At 69.4% G+C, this 20,505-nt stretch carries 22 protein-coding genes; 12 read left to right on the forward strand and 10 right to left on the reverse strand.

Annotated elements, in window-relative coordinates:
* The first annotated feature begins 88 nt into the window (after positions 1-88).
* Entirely contained in the window at positions 89-460 is a 372-nt protein-coding gene (locus tag AB0I35_RS12640) for a DUF4328 domain-containing protein (protein WP_357395911.1), read from the forward strand.
* Position 461: 1 nt separating this feature from the next.
* Here the strand turns inward: AB0I35_RS12640 and AB0I35_RS12645 are convergent, their stop codons facing one another.
* From AB0I35_RS12645 to AB0I35_RS12655, 3 genes are all read right to left on the reverse strand, one after another.
* Complete coding sequence (locus AB0I35_RS12645) at positions 462-1,046, reverse strand: hypothetical protein (RefSeq protein ID WP_357395912.1); 585 nt, start codon at positions 1,044-1,046, stop codon at positions 462-464.
* A gap of 121 nt (positions 1,047-1,167) precedes the next feature.
* Positions 1,168-2,730, reverse strand: coding sequence for a carboxyl transferase domain-containing protein (locus tag AB0I35_RS12650; RefSeq protein WP_357395913.1), 1,563 nt, complete (start codon positions 2,728-2,730; stop codon positions 1,168-1,170).
* A gap of 89 nt (positions 2,731-2,819) precedes the next feature.
* Positions 2,820-3,677 carry a glycine betaine ABC transporter substrate-binding protein gene (locus AB0I35_RS12655; RefSeq protein ID WP_357395914.1) on the reverse strand — a complete coding sequence of 286 codons (858 nt, stop codon included), beginning with the start codon at positions 3,675-3,677 and terminating at the stop codon, positions 2,820-2,822.
* A 193-nt stretch (positions 3,678-3,870) separates the two neighbouring features.
* Here AB0I35_RS12655 and AB0I35_RS12660 point away from each other — a divergent pair, with 193 nt between their 5' ends.
* Entirely contained in the window at positions 3,871-4,791 is a 921-nt protein-coding gene (locus AB0I35_RS12660) for an ABC transporter substrate-binding protein (protein WP_357395915.1), read from the forward strand.
* 81 nt (positions 4,792-4,872) lie between these two features.
* Here the strand turns inward: AB0I35_RS12660 and AB0I35_RS12665 are convergent, their stop codons facing one another.
* From AB0I35_RS12665 to AB0I35_RS12680, 4 genes are all read right to left on the reverse strand, one after another.
* A complete protein-coding gene (locus tag AB0I35_RS12665; protein WP_157104828.1) occupies positions 4,873-6,021 on the reverse strand; it encodes an NADP-dependent malic enzyme in 1,149 nt (382 codons plus the stop codon).
* A 498-nt stretch (positions 6,022-6,519) separates the two neighbouring features.
* Entirely contained in the window at positions 6,520-8,058 is a 1,539-nt protein-coding gene (locus AB0I35_RS12670) for an FAD-binding protein (RefSeq protein ID WP_357395916.1), read from the reverse strand.
* A 51-nt stretch (positions 8,059-8,109) separates the two neighbouring features.
* A complete protein-coding gene (locus AB0I35_RS12675; protein ID WP_357395917.1) occupies positions 8,110-8,376 on the reverse strand; it encodes a hypothetical protein in 267 nt (88 codons plus the stop codon).
* Complete coding sequence (locus tag AB0I35_RS12680) at positions 8,373-9,227, reverse strand: PHP domain-containing protein (RefSeq protein ID WP_357395918.1); 855 nt, start codon at positions 9,225-9,227, stop codon at positions 8,373-8,375. The genes AB0I35_RS12675 and AB0I35_RS12680 overlap by 4 nt, the downstream gene beginning before the upstream one ends.
* Positions 9,228-9,310: 83 nt before the next feature.
* Between AB0I35_RS12680 and AB0I35_RS12685 the strand changes: the two genes are divergently transcribed.
* Positions 9,311-10,372 (forward strand): magnesium and cobalt transport protein CorA, encoded by a 1,062-nt coding sequence (locus AB0I35_RS12685; RefSeq protein WP_357395954.1) that lies wholly within the window; start codon positions 9,311-9,313, stop codon positions 10,370-10,372.
* On the opposite strand, the gene AB0I35_RS12690 is transcribed toward AB0I35_RS12685, so the two are convergent.
* From AB0I35_RS12690 to AB0I35_RS12700, 3 genes are read right to left on the reverse strand one after another with little or no spacing between them, the layout of a single operon-like run.
* Positions 10,369-10,950: a suppressor of fused domain protein gene (locus AB0I35_RS12690; RefSeq protein ID WP_357395919.1), complete on the reverse strand. Its 582-nt coding sequence runs from the start codon at positions 10,948-10,950 to the stop codon at positions 10,369-10,371. The genes AB0I35_RS12685 and AB0I35_RS12690 overlap by 4 nt on opposite strands.
* A gap of 4 nt (positions 10,951-10,954) precedes the next feature.
* On the reverse strand, positions 10,955-11,449 hold the full coding sequence (locus AB0I35_RS12695) for a general stress protein (protein ID WP_357395920.1): 495 nt from the start codon (positions 11,447-11,449) through the stop codon (positions 10,955-10,957).
* A 12-nt stretch (positions 11,450-11,461) separates the two neighbouring features.
* A complete protein-coding gene (locus tag AB0I35_RS12700; RefSeq protein ID WP_067637676.1) occupies positions 11,462-12,418 on the reverse strand; it encodes a CoA ester lyase in 957 nt (318 codons plus the stop codon).
* Positions 12,419-12,450: 32 nt separating this feature from the next.
* On the opposite strand from AB0I35_RS12700, the gene AB0I35_RS12705 reads away from it, so the two are divergent.
* The 9 genes from AB0I35_RS12705 (at position 12,451) to AB0I35_RS12745 (ending at position 20,296) form a co-directional block, all read left to right on the forward strand.
* Positions 12,451-13,764, forward strand: a complete 1,314-nt coding sequence (locus tag AB0I35_RS12705; RefSeq protein ID WP_357395921.1) for a CBS domain-containing protein — start codon at positions 12,451-12,453, stop codon at positions 13,762-13,764.
* Positions 13,765-13,810: 46 nt separating this feature from the next.
* A complete protein-coding gene (locus AB0I35_RS12710; protein WP_357395922.1) occupies positions 13,811-14,374 on the forward strand; it encodes a DUF1003 domain-containing protein in 564 nt (187 codons plus the stop codon).
* A gap of 118 nt (positions 14,375-14,492) precedes the next feature.
* On the forward strand, positions 14,493-15,878 hold the full coding sequence (locus AB0I35_RS12715) for a lytic murein transglycosylase (RefSeq protein ID WP_357395923.1): 1,386 nt from the start codon (positions 14,493-14,495) through the stop codon (positions 15,876-15,878).
* 66 nt (positions 15,879-15,944) lie between these two features.
* Positions 15,945-16,805, forward strand: a complete 861-nt coding sequence (locus AB0I35_RS12720) for a lytic murein transglycosylase (RefSeq protein WP_357395924.1) — start codon at positions 15,945-15,947, stop codon at positions 16,803-16,805.
* A 51-nt stretch (positions 16,806-16,856) separates the two neighbouring features.
* Complete coding sequence (locus AB0I35_RS12725; RefSeq protein ID WP_357395925.1) at positions 16,857-17,993, forward strand: Mrp/NBP35 family ATP-binding protein; 1,137 nt, start codon at positions 16,857-16,859, stop codon at positions 17,991-17,993.
* Positions 17,994-18,092: 99 nt separating this feature from the next.
* Positions 18,093-18,413, forward strand: coding sequence for a DivIVA domain-containing protein (locus AB0I35_RS12730; protein ID WP_357395926.1), 321 nt, complete (start codon positions 18,093-18,095; stop codon positions 18,411-18,413).
* Positions 18,410-19,042 carry a DNA-3-methyladenine glycosylase I gene (locus AB0I35_RS12735; RefSeq protein ID WP_357395927.1) on the forward strand — a complete coding sequence of 211 codons (633 nt, stop codon included), beginning with the start codon at positions 18,410-18,412 and terminating at the stop codon, positions 19,040-19,042. The genes AB0I35_RS12730 and AB0I35_RS12735 overlap by 4 nt, the downstream gene beginning before the upstream one ends.
* 82 nt (positions 19,043-19,124) lie before the next feature.
* Entirely contained in the window at positions 19,125-19,292 is a 168-nt protein-coding gene (locus tag AB0I35_RS12740; protein WP_011211259.1) for a DUF3117 domain-containing protein, read from the forward strand.
* Positions 19,293-19,318: 26 nt separating this feature from the next.
* Complete coding sequence (locus AB0I35_RS12745) at positions 19,319-20,296, forward strand: putative RNA methyltransferase (protein WP_357395955.1); 978 nt, start codon at positions 19,319-19,321, stop codon at positions 20,294-20,296.
* The last annotated feature ends 209 nt before the right edge of the window (positions 20,297-20,505 follow it).

Raw genomic sequence — 20,505 nt, forward strand, 5'->3', positions numbered from 1 at the left:
AGCCTAGGCCCGGGCACCGACACGAAGCCCGACGAGCATCGGGTGCGCCCCCGGATACGCCCTTCTGGCTGGTCGAGGCTGCGGTACCGTGGGGAAATCTCGACAGGGTGGCTGGGTGGTCCCCGTCGTCTCCCTCTGGTTCTCGGCCCTGTTCCTGCACGACATCGCGAAAGCATCGAGCCCCCAGCAGCGCGGCACCCCACTCGTACCCCTCTGGTGGATCACCTGGATCGCCGCCTGGCTCACCTTCTGGGCCGGAACAGTCCTGACCGCGTCCGGCATCTCCGACGACCACGACACCATCCAAACCCTGCGCGACGCCGAGGTCGACTCCCTGTTCACTTTCAGCCTCCTCCGCACCCTCGCCGCCCTCCTCTTCATCTCCGCAGGCATCCTCCTGTCGACCACCGTCCTGAAAATCACCCGCACCCAATCCCACTGGACTCCGACCCGCCTTTAGATCATCTGTGCCAATGCAGTGTGGCTTCGGTGACGGTGGGGTGGTGGCCGGCGAATGGTGTGCCGGATTCCAGGCTGTCGGCGAGGGTGGTGAACAGGTGGGTGAGCGACGGCCACAATTCGCCCTCCGAGGCACCGGTGGCGCTGTATTCACCGATGCAGCCGGAGCGGTCGCCGGGGCGGGTGTCGAGGAACAGGGTGGAGCCGTCGAGGTCGGCGAACGGGATGAATTCGGGGAGGAACAGTTCGCTCGGTGAACCCGCGGGTTCGGCGCTGAAGGTTGCCGGGTCGTAAGCGGCGGCGTACTCGGGGATCCGGTTTCGCTGGTCGTCGATGATCTCCAGCCACATCGTCCAGACGCGGTGGGCGCCGGACAGGGTGAGCAGGTCGTGGTCGGGGAGGAGGCGGGGCGGGAAGTGGTCGACGTGGTTGAACAGGACGGCGAGGTCGGCGGGGATCCGCTCCCACCAGCCGTGCGAGACGTCGGCGGGATCGTCGTCGGTCGCCACGGGGGCCAATGTCGACTCCACCCAGTTCTGGACGCGGGTCAGCGGGGCGGTCAGCGCGCGGGCGGGCGAGTCGGTCATAGTCGCCGGTCCCGCCGGAAGGGGGTCGGGGTCGATGCGGCTCTGATCGGCATCTTTCGAGTATGGCGTCCGAGCCGGGCCGAATCGTGTTACGCGCCGCGCGGACCCGGCCCGCTGTGATCTAGATCGGTGAGATCGTCCGCCGCTTGCCCGGCACCCGGTCGGGGCGGCGGGGCTGTACCCGGCCCAGCGCCTCGAGCAGCAGCGCGCGCGTGCGCGACGGCAGGACCACGTCGTCGATGCCGAACCCGTCGGCGGCCAGTAGCGGGTCGATATTGGCCTGGAAGAGCTTGATGAGCTGGGTGCGGCGTTCGGCGGGGTCGGGGGCGGATTCGTAGTCGGCGCGGAAAGCCACGTCGACGGCGCTGTCGATGGGGATGGCGCAGATCTCGGCGGTCGGCCAGGCCAGCGACAGATCCGCGTCGACGCTTCGCCCGCCGCCCATCACGATGTAGGCGGCACCGTAGGCCTTGCGGGTGACGACGACGAAGCGGGGCACCGTCGCGTTGGCGAGTTCGTAGCCCAGGCGCGCGCTGCGCCGGACCAGGCCGGTTTCCTCGGCGGCGGTACCGACCAGGAAACCGGGCAGGTCGATGAGGATCAGCAGCGGCAAGCCGAACGCGTCGCAGACGGCCACGAAATGGGCGGCCTTCTCACACGCCGCGCTGTCGAGCGCACCGGCCAGGTGCAGCGGCTGGTTGGCCACCACACCCACCGGGCGGCCGCCGAGGCGCACGAACGCGGTCACCACATTCGGCGCGTTGGTGCGTTTGAGTTCGAAGAGCGTGTCGCGGTCGGCCAGGGCCTCGATCACCTCGCGCACGTCGTAGCCCGCACGCAACGAGGCGGGCACGAGCGCGTCGATCTCGCCTGCCCGATCGCCGGGTTCGAAGGGAGCCGTGCCGAGCACGGGAGTGCCGTCGGCCGACGGCGGGAGGTAGAACAGGTAGAGCCGGATGGCGTCGATGGCCTCGTGTTCGTCGTCGGTGACCACGTCGACGACACCGCGTTCGGCCTGGATGTCGGCGCCGCCGATCTCGTCGTTGGTCAGGGTCTCCCCCGTCGCGGCCTGCACGAGCGGCGCCGACGACATCCCGATGGTGCCGATCCCCCGCACGATGGTGACGAAGTCACAACAGGCGGCGAGGTTGGCGGGGGCGCCGAAACCGGGACCCATCATGGCCGCCACGATCGGGACGTACCCCGACAGATCGGCCAGCCGCATCAGCAGCCGCGAACCCGGCGCGGCCAGTCGCGAATCGAGCGCCTCCTGCATGCGGTGCCCGCCGCCGTCCATCAGCATGACGAGCGGAATCTTGTCCAGCAGTGCGCGTTCCACGCAGCGGTCGAGTTTGGCCATGCCGGTGGCGCCGTTGCTGCCGCCGAGCACGGTGAAGTCGAACGCGGCCAGGGCGAGCGGGCGGCCGTCGACGTAGGCGATGCCGGTGACCACGCCGTCACCGGGCGCGACCAACGGCGCGGCACCGGCCTGGGCGGGCCCGGGTCCGGCGAGCGCGCCGAATTCGTAGAAGCCGCCGTTGGCGAGCAGCGCGACCCGTTCGCGCGCGGTCAGCTTGCCGCGGGCGTGCTGTTTGGCGACCTTGTCGGCGCGCGCCTCGTCGGTGACCGCGGCATAAGCCTCACGTACCCGTTCGATCAGCGGGTCCACCTGGGGATCTGTCACGGCACACCTTTCACCCACGACGGCATCGCTCGTTGCCGTGTCGGTGACGACCCTAGCGTTTTTGACTCAGTGCCAATAGTCGATCTCGCTCAGAGACCGTGCGCGTTCAACCAACCGTGCGCGGCCTCGGCGGGCGCTGTCCCACCCTCGACCTGCCCGAGCAACTCGACCAGACCCTCGGTGGTCAGCTCGCCCGCGACGTAATTGAGCTTCTTCAGCCGCGCACGGTCGAAGATGCCCGAGCGGAACAGCGCGAGGACGTTCTGCGCGCGCAGGTCGTAATTCTTGTCGTCGAGGACCACGAAATCCTCGGCCGCCGCGACCGGACCCGACAGCACGGCGACCTGGACCTCCCCGGTGCGCAAGGCTTCGAACAGTCGCGCCGAGGACGGATAGCGCACCGTCGCGGCGAAGGAACAGCCCTCGATGCGTGGGGGTTCGGTGGGTGCGAGCCCGGGCACCTCGACGAAGCCCGCCGTGGCGTTCGCACACGTCAACGCGTCGATCGTGCGCACGTTGTCGCGAGTGGCGGACTCGCGGGTGACCAGCAATCGCGCGCGCAGGTCGGTACCGTCGGCGGCGTCCGACAGCGACAGTCCCTGGGGCAGTGCCGCATTCACGGCCGCGCCGACGTCGTCGGGCTTGCGAGCGGGGGACGACGGGTTCCATCGATCGAGCAGGGCGCCGTTGCGCGCGGGCAGGACGGCGATCCGCCCGGCATCCAGATCCGCCACGGGAGCGGCGGACTCGTTCACAACGGACGTTTCCATGCCCGTCCGAGCCAGGGCCTGGGCGTAGATCTCGGCGAGCACCACCGCTTCCGCCGAACCGTCGGCGCCGACCCTCACCACCGGGCCCGGCTCGTCACCGGCACAGGACGCGAGAGCGAAAACGCAGGTGGCGGCCACCAACACGGCCGCGCTCCGCCGCAGGGCGCCCGAGATCATCCGCCGACACCAACTTCCTGTCTTTGCCGTCAACCCCCGCAATTCGCCGCGACGCGGGGCAATATGAACACCCAGAATGTACCTGCGGCGTCCGCGCCGCACGCACCGCGCACTGCCCGCCTTTGCCGGAAGGACTCCAGTGAGAACCTCTGCACACCGACAATGTCGACCGGCACACCGCATGGTGGTGCGGATGGGCCGGATTCTGGCCGCCGCGGTGGCGCTGGCCGCCGCCATGGTGGTGGCGTCGTGCGCCGACTCCGAGCAGCAGATGGCCCACGGCGATTGCGCCAGCGACGAATTGATCATCGGCTCGGCCGATTTCCCCGAGTCCGAGACCGTGGCGACCATCTACACCGAGGTGCTGCGGATCAACGGTTTCAAGGTGGCGACGAAATTCGATTTCGGAAATCGCGAGGCCTATCTGCCCGCCGTCCGCCGATGCGTCATCTCCCTGGTCCCCGAATACACCGGAAACCTGCTGCGGTACCTGAACAAAGACGCGACCGCGACCACGCCGGCCGAGGTGGATACCGCGCTGAGCAGCGCGCTGGGTAAAGACCTCGCCATCGCCACCCCCGCCCCCGGCCAGAATTCCGACGCGGTCGTCGTCACCCGGGCGACCGCGCAGCGCTGGAACCTCACCACCATCGCCGACCTCGCACCGCATTCGGCCGAGACGACCTTTGCCGCCAAACCCGAATTCGCCGATCGCCCCGGCGGCCTACCCGGCTTACGCAAGAACTACGGACTCGATATCAGCGCCCAGAATTTCGTCGCCATCGCCGACGAACCGGAGACCGTGCGTGCCCTGACCGACGGCCGGGTCACCGCCGCCGATATCTACACGACCTCACCGGCGATCATCCAGAACGACCTCGTTGTCCTCACCGATCCCCAGAACAATTTCGCCGCCCAGAATGTGGTCCCGCTCTTCCACGCCGCCAAGAAGACCGACAAGGCCGTCGCGGTCCTCGACGCGGTGTCGGCCGAACTCACCACCGCGGAATTGATTTCCCTCAACACCGCCGTCTCCGGCGCCGCCAAGATCGAACCCAAGGCCGCCGCCCTCGCCTGGCTCACCGCCCGCGGGCTCGACACCCCGATCGCCTAGGCGTTTCAGTCGTCGCCGAGCAAAGACGACGGCGGCCCCGCTCCTCGGGGAGCGGGGCCGCCGTCGGTTGTTCGTTGCCGATCAGGCGACACCCTCGCGGCGCGCGGCCTCCGCCACGGCCTCGGCGACGGCGGGAGCCACGCGCGGGTCGAGCGGGCTCGGGATGATGCGGTCGACGGCCAGTTCGTCGGCGACGACGTTGAAGATGGCGTCGGCGGCGGCGACCTTCATGCCCTCGGTGATGCGGCGAGCACCCGCGTCCAGCGCGCCCTTGAAGACGCCGGGGAAGGCGAGGACGTTGTTGATCTGGTTCGGGAAGTCGCTGCGGCCGGTGGCCACGATGGCGGCGTACTTGGCGGCCACCTCCGGGTGGATCTCCGGGTCGGGGTTCGACATGGCGAACACGATCGACTCGGGGGCCATCGAGGCGATGAGCTCCTCGGGGATGGTGCCCGCGGACAGGCCGAGGAACACATCCGCGCCGGCCAGCGCGTCGGCGGCACCACCGGTCAGGCCGCGCGGGTTGCTGCGGGCGGCCAGGTCGGCCTTCACGCCGTTGAGGCCGTCACGACCGATGCTCACGATGCCTTTGGAGTCGAGCACGACCACATCGGGAACGCCCGCGGCCAGCAGGATGTTGGCGCACGCCACACCCGCGGCACCGGCACCGGAGACGACGACCTTGAGCGCCGACATGTCGCGGCCCTGCTGCGCGGCGGCACCCTTGAGCGCGGCGAGCACCACGATGGCGGTGCCGTGCTGGTCGTCGTGCATGACGGGGCAGTCCAGCGCCTCGATGACACGGCGCTCGATCTCGAAGCAGCGCGGCGCCGAGATGTCTTCCAGGTTCACCGCGCCGAAGCTGGGGCGCAGGCGGATCAGGGTCTCGACGATCTCGTCGGGATCGGTGGTGTCGAGCACCAGCGGGATCGAGTTGAGGCCCGCGAACTTCTTGAACAGCGCAGCCTTGCCCTCCATCACGGGCAGCGAGGCGCGCGGGCCGATGTCGCCGAGGCCGAGCACGGCGGTGCCGTCGCTGACGACAACGACGAGGCGATCGGTCCAGGTGTAGGTCTTGGTGAGGGCGGGGTCCTCGGCGATCGCACGGCTCACCTGGGCGACGCCGGGGGTGTAGGCGATCGACAGGTCGCGCTGGGTCTCGAGCGGCGCGCTGAGCTCGACCGACAGTTTGCCGCCGAGGTGACCGGCGAAGATCTCCTCGTTGGTGATAGCAGCGAGGCTGGCTGCGTCATCGGCCTGGGGCGCCGCGGTGGCATTCGGTGCGTCAGTCACAGGTGACACGATTTCACTCCTGCTCGGGTCGGGCTCAACCGGGGGACGGTTACCGCCGGGTTTTTCTGAAAGCCGGGTTTATCTGGAATACGGGATACATGACGCTCATCGGGTGCGCGGCCGCCCGCGTTTCCGAACGGACCGGATGCGGGGCGCGACACTGAACCGCGGAGCGGAGCCGGACGGGTGGTCCGGGCGAGCAAACGGGTCGACCTTCGGCCACGACGGTGCGTCGCGAGGCGGACGGTCTCCAAGATCCCCGAACCCGGCGGTGGCAAGGGAAGGGAATTCGCACCATTCTGCCAGCCCGGCCGACCGGTTGCCAAACCGGTGCGGCGTGTCAAGGGGCTGGGCGTCATCCGTCGAGCGTAGCCGTGTCGAATTGCCGTGGAGTTAGGGAAAACTCGCCGCACCGGTGCGGTCACCGGTGAACAGTCACACCGTGACGGTGGTGTTCGCGGTGAGCTCCCCACCGCGCGGGTCGGGCCGCTGCTCCGGGCGTACCCAGACCTCGTCGAGCCCACCACAGCGCAACCTGATCCGCCATTCCGCCAGCACGCCGGGGTGGTCGAGGCGCCGGTGGATGCCCCGGCTCTCGGTGCGGGTGAGGGCGCTGTGCCCGGCCCAGCGGGCGACGGCGAGCATCGCGGCGGCCTCGCGGGCGCGCAACCGCTCGGCACCGGCGCCGCCGAGCTCGAACCGGGCGCCGGGCCACATGGCGTCGAGTTCGGCGATGCTGTCGGTGAGGCTGTCGGCGCTGCGCCGGAAACTGCGGCGCAACGGCAAGGTGTGTTCCTGGACGAGCCCGATCACCGAACGCGGGTCGATGTGGGCGTGTGGACCGAGTCCGGCACCGGGCGCGGGCGGCAGTGCGACATCGTCACGGAAGTCGGTGGCCGCGCGGGCGGCTCCCTCCCCCGCCCAGCTACCCGAGGCGAGAGCCCAGGCGCCACGCAATCCGCCCGAGCACCCGGCGGCCCCGGCGACGAGCTCACGACCGGCGACGCCGCCCGCGGCGAAGAGCCCGGGCACGGTGGTCGCGCAGTCGGCACCGGTGAGGGCCAGCCCGCCGCAGCCGCGCACGGTGCCGTCGAGCACCGCGCGCACCGGCACCCGGCCCGCCGCGTCGACCGCGCCTTGCCTGCGCAGCCAGTGCCCGACCGCCTCCGGCACGTCGTCGAGCGCGGCGAAGACCCGCCTGCCGTCGGCGATGGCGGCCAGCGCCGCGGACGTGCGTCCCGACAGCTCGGCCCCGGATTCGTCGTAGAACGTGGCGAAACGCACCGCGAGCCCACTGGCGATCGTTCGATGCGGGTGCACCCGGGCGAGCACCGGGGCCAGGACGTAGGCGCTGGAGAATTCCATGCCCGACAGCTCGGCACCGGCCTCCGCCGCCATCAGCAGACCGTCGCCGGTGTTCACCTCGGTGCCCGCGCCGCCGGACCCGAACGCACAGCCGCCGGTGGCCACGACCACGGCGCCCGCACGAATCGTCCAGTGCTGAAAGTTGTTGTGCCGCCGCACCCCCGAGGCACCGACCACCCGTCCCGAGCGATCGACGAGCAGGTGCAAGGAGGGGTGGTAATCGAGGATGCGCACACCGGCCTCGAGCGCACCGCGACGCAGTCGGCGCAGGTAACTCGCACCGTCGAACCGGATCCGTCGCGGGTCGGTGACCTGCCTGCCCGACCAGTTCCGCAGCCGCTCGTGCGCCTCGTCGATGACGCGGTGCAGCCAGGCCGGGTCACCGAGACCGCCGCCGCGCACCAGCGCGCGCTCCACGGCTTCGGCCCGCGCCTGACCCGGCGGGATGTCCCACACCGTCGTCGCGCCGTAGACGCCGGGCCCGCTCGATCCGCAGCGCCCCTTGTCGACCAGCACCACCCGCGCCCCGTGTGCGGCCGCGGAGACGGCGGCCCAGAGTCCGGCGGGTCCGCCGCCGAGAATCAGAACATCCGTCTCCAGGTTGCCCATACAGAGAGATATTCGGGCACAGTTCACCCTTCCGCAACCATTAGCGGACTGTCATCCCCACCACTGTGTCCACAGCAGGGCGCCGGACATCACGAACACGACGGCCGACCCGGCCAGAGCCGCCGCCCCGCGCCGCCGATCCGCGACGATCTGCGCCCCGACGACGACCACCGTCACCAGTACATGCCACGTCAGGGATTCGCCGCCCGGCCCGGGAAAGTCGCGGCGCGCACCGATCAGCGCGGCACCGACGACCACACACAGCAGCGCGACCACACCGCCCGCCACCACACCGCTCAGCGCCCGGACCGCCGTCACGAGGAGATCACCGGAACCCCGCTCGCCTTGCCGATCAGCGCCTCGAACTGTTCCGGATCGGTGCGGCAGGCGCCGATCTCGATGGTCTTGTTGCTGCCGTGGTAGTCCGACGACCCGGTGCGCACCAGGCCGAGCTCGCCGGACAGCTCGGTGAGTACCGCGCGATCGGCGTCGCTGTGATCGGGATGGTCGATCTCGAGGCCGGTGAGACCGAGCCCGGCCAGGTTCCTGATCTCGTCGAGCGCGAGCAGCCTGCCGCGTTTGCGGGCCCGCACGTGGGCGAGCACGCTCACCCCGCCCGCGTCGGCGATGAGCTGCACCGCGCGCGGCAACGGTGTGTCCACCTTCTCCGCGTAGTACGGCCCGTGCGGGGCGAGCAGGTCGACGAACGCGGCGTCGACACTGGCCACCACACCCGCCGCGACCAGGGCCCGCGCCAGATGCGGACGCCCAGCGGCCGGTCCGGCACCGGCAAGCACGGCCTCGGGATCGATCGGCAGACCGTCGGCCACCATCAACTCCGCCATGGCGCGCACCCGCGCGATGCGCTCGGCCCGCAATCGTTCACGTTCCTCGGCGAAACCGCGATCGGCCGGATCGAACAGGTAGGCCAGCAGGTGCACCGGAACGGGAAAGCCGTCCTCCCCCATGCCCGTACACGACATCTCCATCCCGCGTACCAGTGTGAGTCCCGGCGGACGCGCCGCTTCGGCCTCGGCCCACCCGCCGGTGGTGTCGTGGTCGGTGATCGCGACGACGTCGAGCCCGGACGCGGCGGCGTGGCGAACCAGTTCGGCCGGGGTGTCGGTGCCGTCGGAGGCGGTGGAATGGGTATGCAGGTCGATGCGCACACACTCAGTCTTACAGTGCGGTGTCGGCCGGTGTGCGGTCGTCGACCTGCCCGTAACATCCGGATGTGCCTTCCTTCCCGTCACTGCCGAACTTTCACAAGACGGGTCGTGCCGCGACGACCGCGCGGCCACGGGTGCCGGTGCCGACCGCACGCGCCATCGTCGACTGCGGTGTCTACGTCGACGGCCAGCGGTTACCCGGCCGATTCACCCCGCAGCAGGCGCTGGCGGAGGCGCGCGGCACCGACTCGGGCTTCGTCTGGGTCGGTCTGCACGATCCCGACGAGACGCAGATGAACGACATCGCCCAGATCTTCGGGCTGCATCCGCTGGCCGTCGAGGACGCCGTGGTCGGGCGTCAGCGCCCCAAGCTGGAACGCTACGACGACACGCTGTTCCTGGTGATGCGCACGGTCAGCTACGTGGAACACGATATGCACGCCATCAGCGAGATCGTGGAGACCGGCGACATCATGGTCTTCACCGGCCCGCATTTCGCGATCACCGTTCGCCACGGCGAACACACCGGCCTGTCGGGCGTGCGAAGGGGACTGGAGGGTCATCCCGATCAGCTGCGGATGGGTCCGCCCTCGGTGTTGCACGCCGTGGCCGATCACGTGGTCGATTCCTATGTGGAGACAACCGAATCCATCGAGGAAGATGTCAACGAGATGGAGGAGGCGGTGTTCACACCGAACTCCAAGGTGGGCATCGAATCGATCTACCAGCTCAAACGCGAGGTCGTCGAACTGCGCCGCGCGGTGTCACCGCTGGGCGTTCCGCTGGAGCGGTTGGTGAACAACCAGGACCTGCCGGTACCGACCGAGTTCCGGCGCTATATGCGCGATGTGGCCGACCACCATGTCAGCGTCAACGAACAGATCGCCTACTTCGACGAGGCGCTGAGCAGCCTGGTCAACGCCGCGCTCGCCAAGATCAGCGTTCAGCAGAACACCGATATGCGCAAGATCTCGGCGTATGCGGCCATGGCGGCGGTGCCGACCATGATCGCCGGCGTGTACGGCATGAACTTCGACTACATGTGGGAACTGCACCAGCGGTGGGCTTATCCGGCGGTGGTCGCGCTGATGGCGGTGCTGTGCGCGTTGCTGTTCCGCAGTTTCCGCCGCAACAAGTGGCTCTAGAGGTTCACCGCACCGCGACCGGGATCGCGCACGTCGATACCCGCCTCCGCCCACGCGTCCCGCAACGCCTGCGCACCGCGCACCCGCACCCAGGCGGCCTCGGTGGCGGTCACCGGGGTGACGCTGAGGTAGCGCACCGGTTCGGCCGGTTCGGGCAGCACGATCTCGGGCACCTCGCTCTCGCCGAGCAGCACCGCGGTGAAAGGCCCGTTGTGCCACAACGGTTCACCGAGATCGAGCAGCGCGTCGGTTTGCAGCACAACGCCTTCCACCGACGGCGTGGCGACGAGCACGCCGAGTGACCGAACCAGACCCGCCTGCGGCCCGGCAGCGGCCAGCAGGGTGAGCACGAGTTCGGCGCGGGGGCCACGGACCGGGTCGGCGAGCAGGTCGGCCGGGTCGCCCATCGGATGACGCGAGCCGCCAAGTGTCGCGTAGTGCACCACACCGTCACCGGGGATGCGCAGGATCTCGATCGGTTCCAGCCCGAGGAACGTCACCGACGCGGAATCCACACCGGCGCGCTCGACCTCGTAGTGGTCCAGCACCGCGGTACGGACCGAATTCACCACATCCATTGCGTCACAGCGCCAATCGGGCCAGCATGTCGCGGGCGCGTTCGGCGGTCTTCGGGTCGCACAGCACGTCGTAGCGACCGGCGACCAACTGCATGGTCGACGCGAAGTCGCGCTGCCCCTTGGTCGCCGCGTAGGGAATGGACGTGGTGATGACACCGAACACGATGCCGCCGAGCAGACCGACGACCAGCGGACCGAGCGCCCCACCGGTGGTGGTGAACAGGCTGAGCAGCAGGCCGAGGAACAGGCCGAGCCAGGCACCCGACACCACCCCACCGCCGATGACCTTGCCCCAGGTGAGCCGGTACAGCACCCGCTCCACCTGCATCAGGTCGACACCGACGATGGTCACGTCCCCCACCGGGAACTGATTGTCGGCCAGGTAATCGACCGCGCGCTGCGCCTCGGCGTAGGTCGGATACGACCCGACCGGCCAGCCCGACGGCGGCGTCGGCAACGCCTGCCGCCCGCGGTTCGAGTTGCCCAAGGGATTCGTCATAGTCCCATTCTGCTATTCCTGGCCGGGTTGTGGCGGAGTGAAACGGGTGGTCCTGCTCATTCCGGCGGCGCGGCCCTTCTCGGCGATGACCTGTGCCATCTTGGCGGAGGCCTCGTCGATCATCTCATTGCCGAGCATCACCGCGCCACGAGCACCACCGGCGGCCGAGGTGTGGAAGGCGTAGGCCTCGAGAATCAACTCGGCGCGGTCGTAGTCCTCCTGGCGCGGGCTGAAGATCTCGTTGGCGGCGTCGATCTGGTCCGGGTGCAGCACCCATTTGCCGTCGAAGCCGAGCGCGGCGGTGCGCGCGGCGGCCCGACGGAAGCCGTCGACATCGCGAACCTGCAGGTAGGGGCCGTCGATGGCTTGCAGGCCGTGGGCGCGGGCGGTGAGCAGGATGGTCATCAGGATGTGGTGGTAGGCATCGCCGGTGTCGTAGCCGGGCGGCTGTTCGCCGACGACGAGGGTGCGCATATTCAGGCTCGCCATGAAATCGGCGGGACCGAAGACCAGGGCCTGCACACGGGGGCTGGCGGTGGCGATCTCGTCGATATTGCGCAGCCCCATGGCGTTTTCGAGCTGCGGTTCGATGCCGATGCGCCCGACCTCTAGCCCGCACACCTTCTCCAGCTGGGTCAGCAGCAGATCGAGCGCACGCACCTGGCCCGCGTCGGTGACCTTGGGCAGCAGGATCGCGTCGAGCTCGCGGCCCGCGCCTTCCACCACCGTGATGACGTCGGCGTAGGTCCATTCGGTCGTCCAGTCGTTGACCCGGACCACCCGCAGCTGCTCGCCCCAGCCCGGTTCGTGCAGGGCTGCCACGATATTGGCGCGCGCCGACACCTTCGCCTCGGGTGCGACCGCGTCCTCCAGATCGAGGAAGACCTCGTCGACCGGCAGTCCCATCGCCTTGTGGATCATCTTCTGGCTACTGCCCGGCACGGCGAGCACCGAACGGCGGGGCTTCATGGGAGCACGCTCCTTACTACTAGCCTGAGGTCATGGCAACCACCAGGGTGTACGTCGCCCGGCTCGCCGGCCTGACAGTGCTGGGTCCGGACGGGGAGTCTATCGGCCGGGTCCGGGACGTGGTCGTCGCCGTCCGGTTCGGGCGGCAACCGCCGCGCGTACACGGCTTGGTCGTGGAGTTGCCCACGCGCCGAAGAATTTTCGTGCCGATGCTGCGGGTCACCGCGATCGAGCCGGGTGTGGTGACGCTCAATACCGGCACCGTGAGCCTGCGCCGGTTCGCCCAGCGCGCGGGCGAATTGCTCGCGCTGGCCCAGATCGTCGACACCCGGGTGCACGTGCACGATCCGGACCTGCCCGATCTCGAGGACGTCGACGTGTTCGTCGCCGATCTCGGCATCGAGCAGCCCCGCACCAGGGACTGGGTGGTCGGCCGGATCGCGGTGCGCGGGCACCGGCGGATCGGGCGCAGGCGGACGGTGCACGTGGTCGACTGGTCGTCGGTGAGCGGCCTGACACCGGCCGCCGTCGGCAGGCCGGGCCAGGATGTCACCGCGCTGCTCGCCCAGTTCGAAGGACTGCGCGCCGCCGACGTCGCCAACCGGTTGCGCGAGCTGCCCGAGAAGCGCCGCGTGGAGGTGGCGATCGCCCTCGACGACGAACGCCTCGCCGACGTGGTGCAGGAGCTGCCCGACGACGACCAGGTCGACCTGCTCGGCCACCTCGAGGTCCGGCGGGCCGCCGACGTGCTCGAGGCGATGGACCCCGACGACGCGGCCGACCTGCTGGGCGAACTGCCCGAGAGCGAAGCCGAATCGCTGCTGGCCCTGATGGACCCGGAGGAGTCCGAACCGGTGCGCCGGTTGCTCGCCCACTCCCCCGACACCGCGGGTGGCCTGATGACCACCAAACCGGTCGTGCTCAGTCCGTCGACCACTGTCGCCGAGGCGCTGGCCCGCGTCCGCGATCCCGACCTCACCCCGGCCCTTGCCTCGATGGTCTTCGTAGTCCGCCCGCCCACGGCCACCCCGACCGGTAGCTACCTGGGCTGCGTGCACATCCAGCACCTGTTGCGCGAGCCCCCGGCGCACCTGGTGGGCGGCATGGTCGACACCGACCTGGCCGCCCTGACCCCCGAGTTGCCGCTCTCGGCCGTCACCCGCTACTTCGCCACCTACAACCTGGTCTGCGGGCCGGTGATCGACGACGAGAACCACCTGCTCGGGGCGGTCACCGTCGATGACGTGCTCGACCATCTGCTGCCGGAGGACTGGCGCGAGGAGGAGACCCCACCGCTCGAACAGACCGAGCCGACACCGATCGACACCGACGGGAGACCGGCATGAGAGGTCAGCGCCTCGAGGCATCAGCGGAGCAGCCGAAAGGACACGCGTGAGCGAGAAGAACCTGGCCAGGCAGCGGCTGGAGACACCCGGCGGTACCCGGCTGCGTTTCGACTGGGACTCCGAGGCGTTCGCGCGCAGCAGCGAGCGGGTCGCCCGGTTCCTCGGCACCGGGCGTTATCTGGCGATCCAGACCATCATCGTCATCGTCTGGATCCTGCTCAATGTCTTCGTGGTGGCGCTGCGCTGGGACCCGTACCCGTTCATCCTGCTCAACCTGGCCTTCTCCACCCAGGCGGCCTACGCGGCGCCGCTGATCCTGCTCGCCCAGAACCGGCAGGACAATCGCGACAAGGTCTCGCTCGAGGAGGACCGCACCCGGGCCGCGCAGACCAAGGCCGACACCGAGTTCCTCGCCCGTGAGCTGGCGGCTCTTCGCCTGGCCGTCGGCGATGTCGCCACCCGTGACTACCTCCGGCGCGAATTGGAAGAGATCAAGGAAATGCTCGACGGCACGCCGAGGACGGAGACGAAGCGAAAAGGCACCCGCAAGAAAACCTCCGGTCAAACGCCGTCTTCTCCCCCGGTTTCGCCTGGTGCTCCAGATGAGTAACCGGAAATGCTCTGTAAGTACCTGACCGATGGGTAACCTGGATCACGTTGTTCCGGGCGGGCCGGAGGGGGGACTCTGCGGCGCCGCTGCTTCGACGTAAAGGGTTGGTGTGGCCGCAATGCGAATCTCTGCTCCGATAACTATGTCGGCCCTTGTCGTCGCGGGACTCGTCGCGTCGGGCTCGGCCGCGCACTCGTCGAACCCGAGCACCGCACCGAGCGCGCCGGAGGCCTTGCTCGCCGCGAACAAGAGCACCACCGACCACAAGCCCGAGAGCGATCCGTCCGAAATCGTCGGCCTGCTGCCGGTGACCCAGGAGGCACCGCGCAAACTGCGTGCGCTGAGCCCCTCGGCCAACAGCCTGGCCCCCTTCGCCGGAACCGTGCCACTGCAATCGATTTCACTACCACCCGGCAGCGGCACGCTCGGCATCCCCGAGATCGTGCTCGCCGCCTACCGCAACGCCGAACTGGCCATGCAGACCGCCCAGCCCGGCTGCGGGCTCACCTGGAACCTGCTGGCGGGCATCGGCCGCATCGAATCCGGGCACGCCAGCAGCGGGCGAACCGACGCCGCGGGCACGACGACCACACCCATCTTCGGACCAGCGCTCGACGGCACCCTGCCGGGTAACGAGATCATCAAGGAGGCCGACGGCGGCTTCGTCCGCGCCGTCGGGCCCATGCAGTTCCTGCCGAGCACCTGGGCGCACTACTCGGCCGACGGCAACGGCGACGGCACGGCCGACCCGCACAACGTCTTCGACGCCGCGCTCGGCGCGGCCAAGTACCTGTGCTCCGGCGGGCTGAACCTGCGCGACGCGGCCCAGGAACTGCGTGCCGTCCTGCGCTACAACAACTCGATGTCGTACGCGGCCAATGTGCTCAGCTGGTCGGCGGCCTACCGCACCGGCGGTGCGCCGAGCCAGGTGTCGATCTCACCCGACATCGTGCCGCCGGGCAGCGCGCCGACCGTCGCGCCGAACGTGCTCGCCGCCGATACGCCCGTCACGGCGGCGCCGCCGTCGACGACGAACCAATTGCCGCCCAACACACCGAAGGTCACTACGCCGACCCAGGTGATGATCACGCTGCCCGGCTTGCCGCCGATCCCCTGCGGCATCTTCTGCCCCGCGCCCGTAGCACCCGCCCCCGAGGTATGTGTGACCGAGCCGCTGCCCGCGCAGATGCCCAATCCCATCGCGCCCGCACCGCAGACGTTCGGCGCTGAGGTACAACAGAATCCGGCACCGCAGGATCCGGCCGCCGTTGCACCGCAGCCCGGTGAGCGCACCGAACAGGCCGCGTGCACCCCCGCCGAACAGCCCGCGCCCGCCGAGGCACCGGCGCCCGCACCGGCCGAACCGCAGAAGACGCCGGAGCCGGGCATCGCGCCCACCGAGGAGCCCGCGCCGCCCGCCGCTCCGGCACCGGCACCGCAGCCCGCGATCACGTTGCCGTTCAACATCGTTATCCCGCTGCCGCCCGCCCCGCCGGCCCCCTAGAAATCAAACCGAAATTCAGATCACGGAGGGGTAACAAAAAGGTCTCGGGTGCGGTAATCTCGGCTCATGGGTCGTCATCGTAAACAGCCTGCAACGACGGTTCGACGTAGTTCGATCATCGCGCTCACCGGCTTGGTTCCGGCCGGACTCGTGGCCGTCACCGCCGCCGCCACCGACACGACCACCGCCGAAATGGCGGCCGTGGAGCACGATCTGCCCGAACTCGACACCGAGACCGGCCCCGAGTTCGCCGCCGCACCGCAGGCCGAGGTCGCCGAGGTCGTCCACGCCGAGGCCAAGCAGTCGCGATCGGCCACCCCCGAGGTGAAAACCGTTGCGCTGCCCGGTGATCGGGCCGTTTCCGACATGCCCGCCGGGCCGCTCGGCATCCCCGGCATCGCGGTGGCCGCCTATCAGAACGCCGAACAGCAACTGGCCGTGGAGAATCCGAACTGCGGCATGTCGTGGTCGCTGCTGGCGGGTATCGGCCGCGTCGAATCCACCCACGCCTTCGGCAAAGCCGACGCCGACGGCAACCCGATCAAGGCCGTCTACGGTCCCGTTCTCGACGGCAGCCTGTCGGGCAACAACGTCATCCACGACAGCGACGGCGGCGCCCTCGACGGCATCGGCGGCTACGACCGCGCCATCGGCCCCATGCAGTTCCTGCCCGAAACCTGGGAGCGCTACGCCGCCGACGGCAATGCCGACGGCATCGCCGACCCGCAGAACCTCTACGACGCCGCACTCACCGCGGGCAAGTACCTCTGCGACGGCGGCCTGAACATGCGCGACCTGTCCCAGCAGTCCAAGGCGATCCTGCGCTACAACAACTCCATGGCCTACGTCGCCAATGTGATGGCATGGTCGGGCTCCTACTCCAGCGGCCTGGCCCCCAAGCCGCAAGACCTGCCGCGCATCCACTGAGCGCGCGCCCCACACCCGGCCGGGAAACCGGTGCAGCCTAATATCGGACATATGGCAGTGATTACGGAAGCGGATGTGCGGGCTGCGCTCGCGAAGGTCGACGACCCGGAGATCCGCAAGCCGATCACCGAGCTCGGCATGGTCAAGAGCATCGCCATCGCCGACAGCGGTGACGTGCACGTGGAGGTGTACCTCACCACCTCCGGCTGCCCGCTGCGCACCGAGATCATCCAGCGCGTCACCAAGGCCGTCGCCGACGTGCCGGGTGCGGGTGCGGTGACCGTCGATCTCGATGTGATGAACGACGAGCAGCGCACCGAGCTGCGCAAGTCGCTGCGCGGTGACTCCGCTGAACCGGTGATCCCGTTCGCCCAGCCCGGCTCGCTCACCCGCGTGTACGCGGTGGCCTCCGGCAAGGGCGGTGTCGGCAAGTCCAGCGTTACCGCGAACCTGGCCGTCGCCCTCGCCGAGCGCGGGCTGTCGGTCGGCGTGCTCGACGCCGACATCTACGGCCACTCCATCCCGCGCATGCTCGGCAGCGACGCCAAGCCCACCCAGGTGGAGCGGATGATCATGCCGCCCATCGCCCACGACGTGAAGATGATCTCGATCGCGCAGTTCACCCAGGGCAACACGCCCGTGGTGTGGCGCGGTCCGATGCTGCACCGCGCGCTGCAGCAGTTCCTGGCCGACGTGTTCTGGGGCGATCTGGACGTGCTGCTGCTCGACCTGCCGCCCGGCACCGGCGACGTGGCCATCTCCATCGCCCAGTTGATCCCGAGCGCCGAGATCCTCGTCGTCACCACCCCGCAGATCGCCGCCGCCGAGGTGGCCGAACGCGCGGGTGCCATCGCCCTGCAGACCCGGCAGCGGATCGCGGGCGTCGTCGAGAACATGTCCTGGCTCGACCTGCCCGACGGTTCGCGCATGGAGCTCTACGGTTCCGGCGGCGGCCAGGTGGTCGCCGACCGCCTCACCCGCGCGGTCGGCTCGACCGTCCCGCTGCTGGGCCAGATCCCCATCGAGCAGGCCCTGCGCGAAGGTGGCGACGCGGGCACCCCGATCGTGCTCTCGGATCCGGAGAACCCGGCCGCCGTCGCCCTGCGCGGCGTCGCCGACAAGCTCGCGGTCCGCAAGCGCGGCCTGGCGGGGATGTCGCTCGGCATCGATACCACCCGCCACCTCTGAGACCGGGCGGTCGCCGACTCGAGCCCACCCGCGCCTGACTCCACCTGAATTCGCGGAGGCGGGACGGGACTTGTCGGTGGGCTTGCTTAGGGTGGGAGCATGCTGACGCTGCTTCTGTACGTGCTCATCGTCGGGTTGGTCGCGGCGATGTTGTTCTTGGTCGCCAGTGCGGTGTTCGGGCGCTCCGAGGAGTTGGGTCCGTTGCCGCAGGGCACCACCGCTACCGTGCTGCCCGCCGACGGCGTCACGGGGGCGGATGTGCGGGCGTTACGGTTTCAGCAGGTTGTGCGCGGCTACAAGGCCGGTGAGGTCGACTGGGCGTTGGGGCGGTTGGCCGAGCGCATCGACGAACTCGAGTTCGAGTTGGCGCAGATGCGGCAGTGGCAGGCGCAGGTGGTAGCGGGCCAGGAGCAACGGTGAGCGAGTTCGTCGATGACGGGCTGGTCCGCTGCGACTGGGCGACCGGCTCCCAGCTCTACCGCGATTACCACGACCACGAATGGGGCAAGGCCCTCCACGGCGACGATGCCATGTTCGAGCGGCTGTGCCTGGAAGCGTTCCAATCGGGCCTGTCCTGGATCACGATCCTCCGCAAACGCCCGGCCTTCCGCGCCGCCTTCGCTGGCTTCGAGATCGCCAAGGTCGCCGAATTCGACGACACCGACCGGGCCCGGCTGCTCGCCGACGCCGGGATCGTCCGCAACCGCGCGAAAATCGACGCGGCCATCGCGAACGCCCGGGTTGCTCGCGACCTGCCGACAGGCCTCGACGAGCTGGTGTGGTCGTTCGCACCCGAGCCACGCCCGAGGCCCGCGACCATCACGGATGTGCCCGCCACCACACCCGAATCCATTGCTCTGGCAAAGGAATTGAAGCGCCGTGGCTTCGCTTTCGTCGGCCCGACCACGGCCTACGCACTGATGCAGGCGACCGGCATGGTGGACGATCACCTGGCCGTTTGCTGGGTGCAAGCCGTACCGAAAGGAACCGACTCCGGAGTCAGATTTGCTACTCAGGTGTCCGCCCGAGTCGGCAATAGGGAAGAATAGGACCGGTGTGGCCCGCCGAACACCCGGCGGACCAGAGAACAGTAGTGCGCACTCCACCGCGCAGATCTGGAGGGAGCAGAGGATGGCGGCCATGAAGCCCCGTACCGGGGACGGTCCCCTCGAGGCAACCAAGGAAGGTCGTGGAATCGTCATGCGGGTTCCACTCGAGGGTGGCGGGCGTTTGGTCGTCGAACTCACACCGGACGAGGCAGCGGCGCTCGGTGACGAACTGAAGAGCGTCACCAGCTGACAGCCCTGACCGAGGTCGCCGCACTCCTGGCCTGCCCGGAGTGCGGCGACACCCTGCAGCCCGGCGCAGGCGCACTGCGGTGCGGCAACCGGCACAGCTTCGACATCGCCCGCCAGGGTTACGTCGGCCTGCTCACCGGCGCTTCGACGAAGATGACCGGCGACACCGCAGCGATGCTCGACGCCCGCGCGGCCTTCCAGGGTGCGGGCCACTTCGCCCCCATCGCGGACGCGGTCGCCCAGGCGTTCGGCTCCGCGCACCCGGCCGGACATACGCGGTCCGCGGCCTACCACTTCGACACGCTCGACAGTGTGCGGCCGCAAGGCACACCCAGGTTGCCGAGCAGCACCGCATCGCCCAGTAGCACCGCATCGCCGAACGGCCCCCCATCGCCGGACCGCCACGCCTCGTCGGCCGACGCCGGACCGCTGCGGGGCGCGGTGCTGGAGATCGGGGCCGGTACCGGGTACTACCTGGCCGAGGTCCTCGACGCGCACCCGGGTCTCCTCGGCATCGCGCTCGATGTCGCGAAGCCCGCTGCTCGTCGCGCGGCTCGCGCGCATCCCCGGCTCGCGTCGATCCTGGCCGACGCCTGGCGTGGTCTGCCGATCCGCGATGACGCTCTCACCGGGGTCTTGTCGGTCTTCGCACCGCGCAACCCCGGCGAAGTCGCGCGTGTGCTCGCCCCCGGCGGACGGTTCGTCGTCGTCACACCCACGCCACGGCATCTGGGCGAATTGATCGAGCCGCTGGGTATGGTCCGCGTCGACCCCGACAAGGAGCGTCGGCTCGATGACGCGCTGTCGGGGACTTTCACCCGCACCGATCACACCGTGGTCGAATTCCCCATGAAGCTGTCACGTGCCGACGTCACCAATGTGGTCGCCATGGGCCCCTCCGCCTTCCACACCACCGCCGGGGACGACCCGCGCATCGCCGGCCTCGCCGACATCACCGAGGTCACCGCATCGGTGACCGTCGCGCGGTACGCACCTGTCGGCTGAGCGCGGACAACACCTCGGTGTGTTTGTGCACCACAAAGGTATTGGGCTGTGTTTGTTGGAGCGCTGGCGCGCTCGAGCGCGGCCCGTGGAGGGCCGCGCGAACAGCGCTCGAGACTCGCGCTTCGCGCATGCGCTTCGAGCGCTGTTCGCGCGGCCGGGCCGCTACGCCGCTTCGCGGCGGACCCTCCTCGAGGTCGGGTCGTGCGGGG

It is taken from the genome of Nocardia sp. NPDC050378 (assembly GCF_040655675.1).
GTDB lineage: Bacteria > Actinomycetota > Actinomycetes > Mycobacteriales > Mycobacteriaceae > Nocardia > Nocardia coubleae.